This window comes from Arthrobacter sp. efr-133-R2A-120, from assembly GCF_030209835.1.
GTDB lineage: Bacteria > Actinomycetota > Actinomycetes > Actinomycetales > Micrococcaceae > Arthrobacter.
Map to the genome: position 1 here is coordinate 65,214 of NZ_JARVRF010000013.1, position 13,919 is coordinate 79,132.

Genomic DNA, 13,919 nt, shown 5'->3' on the forward strand with positions numbered 1-13,919 from the left:
TAGTAGGGGTGGAGGCGTCCGTCAGTCGATGACGGCGGCCTCGGTGCTTGCTTCGGTGGTCTCCGCAACCGTGTCTGCGGTAGGTGCCGAGGACCGTGCGGAGATGAACAAGGTGAGAACGGCGGAGAGGGTCGCCGCGATGCCCGCGGAGAGGTAGACGGTCTGGAAGCCCTGGCCGAGGGAGGTCCCGGCGACCCCCTGGATGTGCGGCTTGGCGACGGTGAGGGCCTTGACCATGCCGTCGACGGCCTGGGCGGGTGCGCCGCCTGCCGCTGCCTGGCCGGAGAATTGGGCGACGACGCCGTCCCAGCCTGAGAGGAAGCCCAGCGGCGGCACATGGGCCAGTCCGGCCACGGCATCTGCGGGCAAGCCGGCCGCGCCGAGGATCCCGGCGAGGGGACCCGCGAAGACTGTGGCTCCAATGGCGAAGGCGATGGCCGAGCCGATGACGGGGCCGAGGGCGAAGCCGAGGTCGCGCAGCAGGTTCGTCGTGGCTGACGCCATGCCGATTTGCTGGGCCGGGACGGTGTTGATGGCCACGGCGGTAACGGAGCCGACCGTGAGGGCGAATCCGATACCCAGTACGAGCAGCGGTGGAATGAACGCCGTCCACGGGGTGCCGCCGAAGGTCTCCGGAGTGCCGAGGGTGAAGGTCGAGAGCCAGAAACCGGAAACGGCCATGAAAGCGAAGCCCGCTGTGAGGACCCAGCGCGGAGCGACGTGGTGGATGAGCCACCCGACAACCGGGATGAAGGCGAATGCCGGGCCCTGGATGAAGACGAATAGAACTCCGACCTTCCAGGTCTCGGCCAGGGCCAGCCCGCTGACGGCGACGCTCGTGCTGAAGCAGATCGCGAGGAAAGCGAACATCCCTGTGACCGCCACAATCCCGGTGATCGAGTAGGAGCTGTTCTTGAACAGCGAGAGGTGGATCAGTGGCTCCGCGGTGCGTGACTCGATGACGACGAAAGCAAACAGCAGGACTCCGCCGGCGATGTAGCTTGCGATAACCTGCGCGCTGCCGAAGCCGGCGTCGACCGCCGTCACCGTGGCGTAAAGGACGGCAATGAGGCCGACGGCGAGAGTGAGCTGGCCGGGCATGTCCACTTTGCGCCCCTCGGCGGCTGCGGAATCTTTCGCCCGGACCGCGATGAGAAGAACGACGACGGCAACAGCGGCCGCAATCAAATAGGCCGCACGCCAGCCACTGAAGGCGTTCGGGGCGCCTGGGCCACCGCCGGGCACCGTGAAGAACTGCGCAGTGAACCCGGCAAGCATCGGGGAAATCACCGCGCCCAGTGACAGGAACCCTGCCCAGGTGGCGATGACCTTCGCCCGGGCGCGGTGGTCGGGGGTGATCGCCGCGATCATGGAAAGCGAAATGGGAAAGAGTATGCCCGCCCCTATGCCGCCGATGGCCTGCGCGACGATCATCACGCCGGTGGAGGGCGCCATCGCGGCCATGACCGAGCCGATGATGTTGACGGCAGCGCCGACATAGAGCAGCTTCCTGCGCCCGAACATATCGCCCAGGAGTCCCCAGCTGAGCTCGAACACCACAATGCCCATCAGGAACATGCCCGCGATCCAGGTCAGGCCGGCGCCCGAGGTATGGAATTCCACGGCAAAGGTGCCGCTGAGGGCCCCTGGCAACGCGTTGGTGATCTGCGCGAGGGTGACAGCGCTGTAGGCGGCCACGAAAGTGGCCCGTACAGAGCCGCGGCTCGCTACCGAAATGGTCTGACTCATCGATGAAACTCCCTTGTTTCTGTTCGATCTGGTTCATGGGGACTGTATGAGACAGTGTGGAGTTAATTCTTACAGTCTGTCAAGGAAGATTCATAAGTATAAATTTCTTGACAGCATGTAAAGGAAAGTGTGATGCTGGCTGCATCGCAACGGAGCGACGGCACGGTCACACTCCGCGGCGTCCCTGCATTCAACATCCGATCTTCAAGGGAGAAGACCCCCGTGAGTCACACCACCCCCACCGGCACCGCCGACGTGCTGGATGCCCCCGCCGGGCAAACCGTCAACACGGTCCTGGGCCCCGTACCTGCTTCTGAACTGGGCGTTGTTGCGGTCCATGAAGCCTTGTTGTCGGTGCTCCCGGGCGCCCAGTACGCTCCCGACATCTCGATGGACCGGGCGGAGATCTTCGAGGCCCTGGCTGCGAAACTCACGGAGTTCCGCGGGCACGGCGGGCAAACGATCGTCGACAGCACCGGCATGTTCCACGGCCGTGACCTCAAACTCTACGAGGCACTCTCCCGCTCCACCGGCGTCCACATCGTGGCGTCCACGGGCCTGGGCCCGGAGGAAGAACTCGGCGGGTACTTCCTGACCCCCCAGACCAACCCGCCCACTCCCTGGCCGGCCGAAAAGTTCTCTGACCTCTTCGGCCGGGAGGTCACTGAGGGAATGGTGGTCCCCCGGCTCGAGCGCCGCGCCGCCGCAGGCATCGTGGCTGCCATCGCCGACCGTGCCGGGATGACCCCCACCGAGGAAAGCCTGTTCCGCGGCTCCGCCCGCGCCGCTAGGGACACAGGTATTCCGGTCTCCATCCGCTTCGGCGCCGACGCCTTGCACGACTTGGACATCGTCCTGGATGAACAGATCGGGGCCGAGCGGGTGCTTGTCGGTGACCTGGACCGCAAGGACGCCGCCGGAACGGCCATTGAGGTGGCCCGCCGCGGAGCATTCGTCGGCATCGACCACGTGGGCTTGAACGACCATCCGGGCTACCTCAGCGACCAGGAACGCACTGCACTGGTACTCGAACTCGTCAGCGCCGGCCACGCCGACAAGATCATCCTCTCGGGCAACTCAATCGGAGTGGCCAAGGGCCTCCCGGAGTACGAGCTGCCGTACAGCCACGTGGTGGCCACGTTCGTGCCCCACCTCAAGACCCAGGGCCTGAGCGACGAAGACGCCCAACGCATCCTCGTGGACAATCCGCGCAATCTCCTGAGCGTGCGCTAAGCACCCGCCCACCCGCAACAAGCTTGAGAACCCCTGAGGTGAACGAATGACCAAGGTCAATACAGTGCTGGGAACCATTCCGGCCGAAGAACTGGAAATCGTGGCGGTCCACGAACACATCGGCTACGGCATGCCCGGGTCCGAACTCGACACCAAATGGTGGAAGACCCCGGAACAGGCCTATGAAGAAACCGTGCCGAAGCTGCGGAAGTTCCGCGAATACGGCGGCGGCACGTTAGTGGACGCCACGGGTATTTGCAACGGCCGCGACGTCGACTACTACAAGTCCCTGTCCCGGAAGACCGGGGTGCACATTGTGGCCTGCACCGGGTTCGTCGGCGGCGACACCGCCCTGCCGCATTTCTCCCGCGCCACCGTGGACTACCTCGCGAAAGTGTACATCCACGAGATCACCGTGGGGATCGGAAACACCGGCGCCAAAGCCGGCGTCATCAAGGTAGGCGTGAGCCGCGGTGGCCGGATGACAGAGCTGGACAAACGCATCTACCGGGCAGCGGCCCGCGCCGCCGTCGTCACCGGCGCACCGATCCTGACGCACCTGGCCATCGATCCCGAGCCGGCGGTTTCCATCTTCAACGAAGAGGGCCTCTCCCTGGACCGTGTGCTCTTCGGCCACGCCGACGACGGACTGAACGCTCCGATCACCCCGCACGACTGGATCTACGAGCAGGGCGGCCGCATCGGCTTCGATACCTTCGGCTACGACCTCGAACTTCCGGATCCCCCGTTTTGGGGCCGCAAGCGCGCCGAACGCATGCAGCACTTCGTGAACCTCGTGAACAAGGGCTACGCGGACAAGCTCCTCGTTTCGGCAGACGCGAATTGCAGCCCGCTGGGCTGGCCGGGCGTGAAGGGCCACACCATCAACTACATCTTCGAGGACATGATCCCCGACATGCGCGCGGCGGGAATCGACGACGCCACCCTCAAACTCCTCCTCGAAGACAACCCGGCCGATTTCCTGTCGCTGGACGCCTGACGTCGGGCAGGCACCCCAAGCTACCGCTTCTCCAGCCTTGGCGTCTGCCATGGAAGAGTCCAGAAAGTGATCCAAGCAATGAAATCTAAAGACATCAAGAACCTCAATATCGCCATCATCGGCGCAGGGTATGGGGGCGCAGCTGCGGCCAAGGCGCTCAGCCTGCTCGGCGCGAACGTCAACGTGTATGAGCAAGCGTCGCAGATGCGGGAGGTTGGCGCCGGCATTGGATTGCGTCCCGCCACCATGGACCGTTTCAGCAAGTGGGGGATCTTCGATGCGATCGCCAAGGTCAGTTCGCCGAGCGACTACTTCGAGATCCTCACGGCCAGCGGTGAACCGATCTTGAAGGACACGTGGCCGGAGTTCGGCGGACAGGCCCACACCTACCTCATCCACCGGGGCGACTTCATCGAGGCCTTGCTCGGCGTGCTCCCGAAGGGAATGGTGCACCTGGGCCACAAGCTCGAGAAGATCGAGGAAATGGACGGCCGTTCCGTGCTGAGCTTCACGAACGGCAATACCGTCGAGGCAGACCTCGTGGTGGGTGCCGACGGTATCAAATCCGTGGTCCGTGAGCAGCTCTTCAGCGACAAAGGCCCCGTGTTCTCCGGAGAACACGCCTACCGTGTGGTCATTTCCGCCGACGACGCCCACGGCCTGGTGGTTGACGACAACCTACGGATGTACATCGGCAAGGGCACCAAGGTCTACCTGTTGCCGCTTCGCCACCGGAACCAGGTGTCCTTCGACATCACTGCCCTGAACCCGGACGGTACCTGGGCGCCGAAGGTGTGCAAGGAAAGCCTCCTGGAAACCGTCAGCGGATTCGACGAGCGCATCGTGAACATCACGAGGGGTCTCGACATGAACGCGGTCAACGTCCGCGCCGTCTACGACATCGAGCCGGTCGACTCGTGGCACACCGACTCCGTGGTGCTTGTGGGCGATGCGGCGCACTCCATGTTGCACCACCAGGGACAAGGCGCAAACTCGGCCATTGAGGACGCAGGTGCACTCGCCGACGCGCTCACCCAGGCCGCCACGGTCAAGGAGGCGCTGGCCCTGTTCCAGGCAACCCGCAAGCCGGTGACGGACGAGCTGCAGCGCATCTCCCGCCAAGGCTGGAGCGAGAAAGAGGTCAACGATGTCTTCCCCGGTCAGAAGCCCACGTCCCAGAAGCCCACGTCCCAAAAGCCCACGAGCGCAACCGCAGCAGCAGAAGCGAGGGCCTGAACGCCATGGCCATCCATCCGGAAATCGCCAAAATCCTGGCCACCTTGCCAGCACCCGATGGTTCGCCCTTGGACCCTCGAGCCATGCGTGCCGGCGAAGCAGCCCAGGTCCCGCCGCTGGCGGACCGGCTACCGCTGTACTCGGTCGAAGACGCCACGGCTGTCACGACGTCGGGCGAGGTGCCGGTGCGGATCTACACGCCGATGAAGGCCGACTCCTACGGCCTGCTGGTGTACTTCCACGGCGGCGCCTTCTTCTTGGGCAGCCTGGACACCCACGACCACGTGGCACGGGCACTGGCAAAGGAAACCGGCCACAAGGTCATCTCGGTGGGCTACCGCTTGGCTCCCGAGGCCGCATTCCCTGCAGGGCTTGACGACTGCTACGGCGTGGTCCGCTGGGCGGCCGGGAAGGGCGGAAACCTGAAGTGGGACGGGAAGAACCTCGCCATCGCCGGTGATAGCTCTGGAGGCAACTTCGTTGCCGCCGTCGCCGCGAAAGCCCTCGACGACGGGTTCAAGCGGATCACCCACCAGGTCCTGTTCTACCCGTCGCTGGACCTGGATTTCGACGTCGAGCGTTACCCCTCACTGCGCGAAAACGCCGAAGGGTACGGGCTGGAGACGGCGGGCCTCAAACCCTTCAACTCGTTCTACCTTGAGAACGGGGCCGACCCTGCAGACCCCCGTGTCTCCCCCATCAAGCGGGAAGATCTCGCCGGGCTGCCGGCAGCGCTGGTCATCACCGCCGAGCACGATCCCCTCCGGGACGAGGGCGAACTCTATGGCCGGCGCTTGGCGGAGGCCGGCGTCGAGACAACAGTGACCCGCTACCCCGGCGCCAACCACGGTTTTGTCCAGCACTTCTCCTGGATCCCGGAGCTCTACAGGGCATTCGAGGAGACGGGCGAATTCCTGAACGCGAGGACCGGCCAATGACGAAGCCGCTTGCTGTACATCCCCTCCTCTCGCCGTGGGGCCGCTTCGGCCTCTACAGCTTCTTCATCGACGCCGCCGAACCGGCCATCGTCGACACGGGGATCGCATCCTCCCCCGCCGAAGGCATGGTGCCGGCACTGGAGGCAATCGGACGCCGGATCGAAGACGTCCGCTGGATCCTGCTGACCCATGGACACATCGACCACATTGGCGGCGCCTACGCCCTGTGGGAGCTCACCGGACGGCGCGCCCAAGTGGTCATTCATGAGGCCGACGCACCGTTCTTGCGCTCGCGCCGGGCCCATGTGGACGAATACCTTTCCGGGCGAGCGCAGTATCTGCAGGATCCCGACGGCGAGGCGAAGCTCACCGCGGCCACGAATGCCGTGATCTCGGGCGAGATGGAGCCGACGCTGCTGGTGCGGGGAGACGAGAGCATCTCGCTGGGCGGCGGCGCCACGGTTTCGGTCCATTCGATTCCGGGCCACACCCCTGGGTCTGTGGCATACGTCCTCGACGGGCAGAATGGGGTGTTCGTCGGCGACGCGGTCCAAATCCACGGCGCGGCAAACGGCTTTCCGGGGTTCTTGGACCCGGTCGCCTACCGCTCGAGCCTTGAGTACCTGCGGGATGAGGTCCGTCCACGGCACATGTACCTGGGGCACCCGTACCGTCGCACGGACGGCACGCCCTACCGCGTGGAGCTCGACGCCGGACAGGCAAGGGAAGCGCTCCAAGGTAGCCTGGACATCGAGGCCCGTGTCAGCAATGCGGCCGGCGGTTGCCTGGCCTCCGGCTTGCAGGACACAGACTCGCCCTACTCCCCTTTCACCCGCGTGGCCGAGGACCTTGGATACGACGGGGACCCCACGCTGGAGCCTTCCCCGTTCTTCACCACCCTCCACGGGTACCGCACGTCGCTGGACCATTTGATCGAAGACGAGGAGTAAACACTCATGGATGACTTTCAGTTGCTGGATGCAAGCGGGCAGACTATTGCCGTCCGCAAGGACCTCCGGGTTCCGATGCGCGACGGAGTCGAGCTTGCGGCGGACGCCTACCACGGCCCCGAAAACAAGCCGCGCCCGGCATTGGTGGCACTCAGTCCGTACGGCAAGGAGCTGCAGGCCCTTGCCCTCACCACTCCCCCCCAGCGGCGCCCCAGCCCCATGTGGGACGGCTGCATCGAGGCCGGGGACATCGCCAGGATCGTCAAGGAAGACTACGTCCATGTCATCGGCGACCTCCGAGGCTCGGGCTTCTCGGGCGGCGAGCACATCGGCAACTACAACGCCGGAGGTGTGTCGCTAGGCCAGGACGCCTACGACTTCATCGAATGGGTTGCCGCGCAGCCATGGTGCGACGGGAACGTCGGCATGGTGGGCATCTCCTACTTCGGTTCGATGCAGGTGCTGGCCGCCGCCGAGCGTCCGCCGCACCTCAAGGCGATCTTCGTCTCCGGCGGCCATTACGACTTCTATGAAACGACGTACCACGGCGGCATAATGTGGTTCATGCCGCGTGCCGCCCGCGAGGGCCGCGGAGGGGACTCGGGCTGGGCGTTCACCGACAACGTGAAGTCCCGCATGATCGAGACGTACTCTTCGGAGGAACTGAAGAAGCTCGTCGCCGAGCGCCTCGAGGATCCGGACATCGCGGCCTGGCCGAACTTGGTCCACGTACTGAACTACCCCAAGAACCACGAGGCCTGGTTCGACATCGTCATGAATGAACTGGACGGTGAATGGTACGAAGAACGCAACCCCATCACGTTGGCCCCCAACATCGACATCCCGGTCTGGCTGCAGCTCGACCAGGGCCGCGGGTGGACCCTTGACGGCACCATCGAGTTGTACAACGCACTCAAGGGCCCGAAAAAACTGACCATCGGCCCCTACCCGCCCATGCAATCACGCCCCTTCATCGAGGAGCACGACAAAATGTTCCGGTGGTACGACTACTGGATCAAAGGCATCGACAACGGCGTCATGGAGGAGCCGCCCATAAGCATCTTCGTGGAGGGCTCGCGCGAAGTGGTGACCGCCGGGCAGTGGCCGCCAAAGGACATCGAGTATAAGTCCCTCTACCTCCGGCCGCGCCACAAGCTGTCGGAAGAGCCGGAGCCGATGGGTGCCGAGTACGCCGCCCCGGACGGTTTCTACCAAGCCCCATTGACGGTGACCGACAAGGTGGAGATCCTCTCGTGGAGCACCCAGCCGTTCGAGCAGGACACCGAACTGATCGGCGCAGGCGCCGCCCATATCTTCGCGGAAATCGACCAGGCCGACACAAACTTCATTATGCGCCTCTGGGACACCGCGCCGAACGGGCAACGCCAGCTGATCACCACCGGCTACCTCAAGGCCTCGCACCGCGAGCTGGATGACCGGACCACCGAGGGCAACCCCTACCACCCGCACACCCGGTCAGTGCCGGTGGAGCCCGGGACGATCGAGGAGTACGTACTGCGGCTCTACCCGTTCGCCAACACGTTCAAGCCGGGTCATCGCCTCACGGTTGAACTGTCCAACGACGAGCCACTGGCCGATGAGCACAACGCACTGCTCCCGCCGGACGCCTTCCACTTGCCGGTGGGCCGCCCCGTCACCCACAAGATCTACCGCGATGCCGCGCACAAGTCACGGCTCGTCCTGCCGTTCACGACCCTGAACGGCTGAGCAACCGGACTTCTTTCCCTCCTGGCCTTCACACGACCGCAGCCAACCGCCACGGGTTGTCGGACCGCTTGACTAGGCTTCGCGTCCCCGGACGCTCGCTCACTTTTAGGGTGTTTTCCACCGACGCTCTCTCACATGATGTGAGCGAGCGTCTCGGAATTTGACGACATATCAGAGCGAGCGTCGTGGGTGAAGGCCTCACCGGCGCGTCACCGCCCGACGGCGGGCAGTCCCCTTGCGCGGTCATCTTGCCTTGCGCACGCCCTCGCCGGACGCGCGCTCATTTTCAGGGTGTTTTGCACCGACGCGCGCTCACTTTTAGGGTGTTTTCCGTCGACGCTCGCTCGCATGATGTGAGCGAACGTCGTGGAACTTGACCGTATATGTGAGCGAGCGTCCCGGTCGACGTCAGACAATCTGGCGCTCGACCCAGGGGCGGCGCCTAGGCCGACCAGGCAAAAGGAGCCGAGAAGGAGTTCTTCCCGGCGTTGTCCCAGGTCATCCCGAACACGTCCACGCGGGCCGTGCTGGCTGTGCCCGCCGCCAGGGTGTCGGCCGGGAACCCGATCCCGCTGATTTTCACCCCGAGTCCTGTGGCATCCATCGGAGACACAAAGTCCTCCACAGCCATGTCGACGGCGCTGCCGATTCGGACCTGGTGCATGCGCCCGTCCTCGGTGTAGGCCATTTCCAGGGACTCCATTCCCGCCATTTCACCGATCAACGGCGTGAGGCCCTCCATCGGTCCGCCGAGCTGTCCACCGAAGACGCCACCGAGCGCTTCCGCCTGCTCCGGCGAGGCGGCGGCATCCATCAGAACGCCGATCTTCCATCCCCCGTCACTCATGAGGGCGGGCGTATCGGCGACGACGCAGACCGTCAGGCCTCCGACGTCAACGCCGTTTACCTCACCCGTGTCCACATGAAAGGCCAGGGCCACGTTGCAGCGATCGTTATCCGCCGGTGCGGTCAGCCCTGAAGTCGAACAAGGGCAGACCATGTCGCAGTTGCAATTCTCAAAATACGTACCCTCGACGTGCCACGACATCTGGGGCTCCTTTCGGCGAGGCATCCCCAGAAAAAAGTCTCCTCGCGGGCCAGAACAGTGTCAACGCTCTCCGGATCGCTCACGGGTCCATGGGGCGCCTGGGAAATTCTTTTTGCCATTCAGAATGGCCGTGATCTTGCCCCCTTGGCCATGTTGACACCCACAATGACGCGGGCAAGACTGATCATAGGTCCGCGTCCTACGAGGTGCAGGATGTCTGGCCCTAAGGGGTGGACAATGCAGATTCCGGCTCCATTTGATTACGAGCGCGCGAGCGACGTCGCAAACGCGCTGACCCTCCTCGAACGCCACGGTCCCGAGTCGCGCATCATCGCCGGCGGACACAGCTTGCTGCCGATGATGAAGCTGCGCCTGGCGCGGCCGGAGTGGCTGATCGACATCAACGACCTCGCGGAACTGGAATTCATCCGTCGCGAAGGTGATCAGTTGCGAGTCGGCGCATTAACCCGCCACACAGCGCTCCTCGAGTCAGCCGACGTCGCAGAGCTCTTTCCGATTATCCGCGACGCCGAGCAGGTGATCGCGGACCCTGTGGTCCGCAACCGCGGCACGATCGGCGGCTCGCTCTGCCAAGCGGATCCGGCCGAAGACCTGTCTACCGTTTGCGATGTTCTGCGCGCCCAAGCCGTGATCCGCGGCCCCGATGGCGAACGGATCGTCGCGATGTCGGATTTCCACCGCGGCCCTTACGAAACCGCCGTTGCGCAGAACGAACTGTTGTACGAAGTCCGCTTCACGATCCGCCCTCGTTCGGGCAGCGCCTATGAAAAAGTGGAACGCCGGGTAGGTGACTGGGCAGTCGTCGCGGCCGGGGCCGCCGTCGGGCTCTCCGCAGACGGCACGGTGGAAGAGACAGCCATCGGGCTGACGGCGGTCGGGCTGGACGGCACTGTTCCAGAGGCCGAGGCCGTGCTCCGCGGACAGCAGCCGCGCGAAGACCTGTTCGTCGAGGCCGCCCGCATCGCAGCCGCCGCCTGCCACCCGGTGGACGACCAGCGTGGGCCGGTCGATTACAAACGGCACCTGGCCGATGAACTCACCCGCAGGGTCCTGCGCCGTGCTTGTGCGCGCGCCGCAGGTGCAAAGGAAGGCTGAAAGCAATGCAGGTCAGCATGACGGTCAACGGGGACAAGGTGACCCGGGAGATCGAACCCCGAGTGTTGCTGGTCCATTTCATCCGCGAAAACCTTGGATTGACCGGCACGCACTGGGGATGCGACACAAGCAACTGCGGAACCTGCGTGGTCCTGATGGACGGACAACCGGTGAAATCGTGCACCGTGCTGGCAGCCATGGCCGACGGACACGACATCCGGACCGTTGAAGGACTGGCTGTCGGCGGCACGCTCGATCCGGTGCAGCAGGGGTTCATGGAGGAACACGGCTTGCAATGCGGATTCTGCACTCCGGGCATGATGCTCACGGCCAGGGCCCTGCTGGACCGCAACCCGCATCCCGACGACGCCGAGATCCGCCAAGCCATTTCCGGCCAGATTTGCCGGTGCACCGGTTATGCGACGATCGTCCGCTCGGTGCAATGGGCCGCGGCCCACCCGCTCGGTGCTCAGGCGGAAGGGGACGCCGCCGGTGCCGAGGAGTCCACTTCTGAAGAGGTGACGGCATGACCACCGTCCAGGAGCATGCACCCAACCCGGCGGCCGGAGACCCGGGCCGCCCGATCGGCTTCGGCCGCCTCCAGCGCAAGGAGGACCCGCGGTTCGTCCGCGGCAAGGGCAATTACCTCGACGACATCGTGCTGCCCGGCATGCTGCATGGAGCCATCCTGCGCGCACCCGTTGCGCATGCCCGGCTGGTTTCAATAGATACCACCGAGGCGTTGGCGCATCCCAAGGTCCTCGCCGTCATCACCGGCAAGGACCTGCAGGCCCTCAACCTCGCGTGGGCGCCCACCCTGTCGGCGGACGTCCAGGCAGTCCTTGTCACGGACAAGGTCCGCTTCCAAGGCCAGGAGGTCGCTTTCGTCGTCGCCGAAGACCGCTACGCCGCCCGGGACGCCCTGGAGCTGATCGACGTCGAATACGACATGCTGCCGCCGGTGATTGATGCCCGCCGCGCCCTCGACCCCGGCGCGCCGGTCATCCGTGACGATATCGAGGGCCGGACCGACAACCGGATCTTCGATTGGGAGATCGGCGATGCGGCCGAAACCGAGGCCGTGTTCGCGGCTGCCGACGTCGTCGTCGCCCAGGAGGTCGTGTATCCGCGCGTGCACCCGGCACCCATGGAAACCTGCGGCGCCGTCGCGGACTTCGATCCGGTCGACGGCAGGCTGACGCTCTACGAGACGACCCAGGCCCCGCATGCCCACCGGACTCTGTACGCGATAGTCGCCGGCATCCCGGAGCACAAGATCCGGATCGCCTCCCCCGATATCGGCGGAGGCTTCGGCAACAAGGTGGGCATCTATCCCGGCTACGTCCTCGCCGTCGTCGGCTCGATTGTCACCGGCAAGCCGGTGAAATGGGTGGAGGACCGTTCGGAAAACCTGATGTCGACGTCGTTCGCTCGCGATTACATCATGCAGGGCGAGATCGCGGCCACCAAGGACGGCAAGATCCTGGCAGTCCGGACCAGCGTGCTGGCAGACCACGGTGCCTTCAACGCAACTGCACAGCCCACCAAGACCCCGGCCGGCTTCTTCTCCATCTTCACCGGGAGCTATGACCTGAAGGCGGCCTACTGCAAGGTCACGGGCGTCTACACCAACAAGGCCCCCGGGGGCGTGGCATATGCCTGTTCCTTCCGCGTGACCGAAGCGGTCTACCTCGTGGAGCGCATGGTGGACATCCTGGCCAGGAAACTGGAGATGGATCCGGCAGAGCTTCGGCTGAAGAATTTCATCAAGCCGGAGCAATTCCCCTACGCCAACAAGACCGGCTGGGTCTACGACTCGGGCAACTACGAGCCTGCCATGCGGCTGTCGATGAAAATGGCCGGGTACGAGGATCTCCGGCGCGAGCAACTCGAAAAGCGGGAGCGCGGTGAGCTGATGGGCATCGGCGTCTCCTTCTTCACCGAGACTGTCGGCGCCGGGCCCCGCAAGCACTTCGACATCGTTGGGCTCGGCATGGCCGACGGCGCTGAACTCCGCGTCCATCCCACCGGCAAGGCCGTCGTCAGGATCTCGGTGCAAAGCCAGGGGCAGGGCCACGAAACCACGTTCGCGCAGATCGTGGCCGAGGAGCTCGGCATCCCGCCGGAGAGCATCGACGTTGTCCACGGCGACACTGACCAGACGCCCTTCGGCCTGGGCACGTACGGGAGCCGCTCGACGCCGGTCAGCGGTGGCGCGGTGGCGCTTGTGGCGCGGAAGGTCCGGGACAAGGCGAGGTTCATTGCCGCAGCGATGCTTGAGACGCGGCCCGAGGACCTCGAGTGGGAAAAGGGCCGCTGGTTCGTCAAGGGCGATCCAAGCGCCGGCAAGACGATCGCCGAGATCGCATTCGGCGCCCACGGCACCGTGGCCCTGCCCGAGGGCATCGACGGCAACCTCGACGCGGAGGTGACTTATGACCCTCCCAACCTGACATTCCCGTTCGGCGCCTACATCTGCGTGGTGGACGTCGACGCCGGGACGGGCCACGTCAAGGTCCGGCGCTTCATCGCGGTGGACGATTGCGGGACCCGGATCAACCCGATGATCATCGAGGGCCAGGTCCACGGCGGGCTCACCGACGGCGTCGGGATGGCGCTCATGGAGATCATCGCGTTCGACGAAGAGGGAAACTGCCTCAGCGGCTCGTTCATGGATTACCTCATCCCGACGGCGATGGAAGTCCCGGACTGGGAGACCGGCTTCACCGTCACGCCGTCGCCGCACCACCCCATCGGCGCCAAAGGCATCGGCGAATCCGCCACGGTCGGGTCCCCGCCGGCCATCGTCAACGCCATCGTGGATGCTTTGATGCCATATGGAGTGACGCACATGGATATGCCGTGCACGCCAGCGCGGGTGTGGGAAGCCATGCAGGGCCGGGCCAGGCCACCGGTGTGAC

11 protein-coding genes are annotated in these 13,919 nt (G+C 64.8%); 9 read left to right on the forward strand and 2 right to left on the reverse strand.

The window, feature by feature from the left end:
* Window positions 1–21: 21 nt before the first annotated feature.
* Window positions 22–1,749, reverse strand: a complete 1,728-nt coding sequence (locus tag QRN52_RS08580) for an MFS transporter (protein ID WP_284752310.1) — start codon at window positions 1,747–1,749, stop codon at window positions 22–24.
* Between the two features lie 222 nt (window positions 1,750–1,971).
* On the opposite strand from QRN52_RS08580, the gene QRN52_RS08585 reads away from it, so the two are divergent.
* The 6 genes from QRN52_RS08585 to QRN52_RS08610 all read left to right on the forward strand — a co-directional run bounded on the left by QRN52_RS08585 (window position 1,972) and on the right by QRN52_RS08610 (window position 8,834).
* Window positions 1,972–2,982, forward strand: coding sequence for a phosphotriesterase family protein (locus tag QRN52_RS08585; RefSeq protein WP_284752311.1), 1,011 nt, complete (start codon window positions 1,972–1,974; stop codon window positions 2,980–2,982).
* Between the two features lie 46 nt (window positions 2,983–3,028).
* Entirely contained in the window at window positions 3,029–3,982 is a 954-nt protein-coding gene (locus QRN52_RS08590) for a phosphotriesterase family protein (RefSeq protein WP_284752312.1), read from the forward strand.
* 78 nt (window positions 3,983–4,060) lie between these two features.
* Window positions 4,061–5,218: an FAD-dependent oxidoreductase gene (locus QRN52_RS08595; RefSeq protein WP_284752313.1), complete on the forward strand. Its 1,158-nt coding sequence runs from the start codon at window positions 4,061–4,063 to the stop codon at window positions 5,216–5,218.
* Window positions 5,219–5,223: 5 nt separating this feature from the next.
* Window positions 5,224–6,156: an alpha/beta hydrolase gene (locus tag QRN52_RS08600; RefSeq protein ID WP_284752314.1), complete on the forward strand. Its 933-nt coding sequence runs from the start codon at window positions 5,224–5,226 to the stop codon at window positions 6,154–6,156.
* Complete coding sequence (locus QRN52_RS08605) at window positions 6,153–7,106, forward strand: MBL fold metallo-hydrolase (RefSeq protein ID WP_284752315.1); 954 nt, start codon at window positions 6,153–6,155, stop codon at window positions 7,104–7,106. The genes QRN52_RS08600 and QRN52_RS08605 overlap by 4 nt, the downstream gene beginning before the upstream one ends.
* Before the next feature lie 6 nt (window positions 7,107–7,112).
* On the forward strand, window positions 7,113–8,834 hold the full coding sequence (locus QRN52_RS08610; protein WP_284752316.1) for a CocE/NonD family hydrolase: 1,722 nt from the start codon (window positions 7,113–7,115) through the stop codon (window positions 8,832–8,834).
* A 442-nt stretch (window positions 8,835–9,276) separates the two neighbouring features.
* On the opposite strand, the gene QRN52_RS08615 is transcribed toward QRN52_RS08610, so the two are convergent.
* Window positions 9,277–9,882, reverse strand: coding sequence for a DUF1326 domain-containing protein (locus tag QRN52_RS08615; protein ID WP_284752317.1), 606 nt, complete (start codon window positions 9,880–9,882; stop codon window positions 9,277–9,279).
* Window positions 9,883–10,119: 237 nt separating this feature from the next.
* Between QRN52_RS08615 and QRN52_RS08620 the strand changes: the two genes are divergently transcribed.
* From QRN52_RS08620 to QRN52_RS08630, 3 genes are read left to right on the forward strand one after another with little or no spacing between them, the layout of a single operon-like run.
* The gene (locus tag QRN52_RS08620) at window positions 10,120–10,998 is read left to right on the forward strand and encodes an FAD binding domain-containing protein (protein ID WP_284752318.1); all 879 of its coding nucleotides are present in this window, start codon (window positions 10,120–10,122) and stop codon (window positions 10,996–10,998) included.
* Window positions 10,999–11,003: 5 nt separating this feature from the next.
* On the forward strand, window positions 11,004–11,528 hold the full coding sequence (locus tag QRN52_RS08625) for a (2Fe-2S)-binding protein (RefSeq protein ID WP_284752319.1): 525 nt from the start codon (window positions 11,004–11,006) through the stop codon (window positions 11,526–11,528).
* A complete protein-coding gene (locus QRN52_RS08630; protein ID WP_284752320.1) occupies window positions 11,525–13,918 on the forward strand; it encodes an aerobic carbon-monoxide dehydrogenase large subunit in 2,394 nt (797 codons plus the stop codon). The genes QRN52_RS08625 and QRN52_RS08630 overlap by 4 nt, the downstream gene beginning before the upstream one ends.
* Window position 13,919 lies beyond the last annotated feature (1 nt).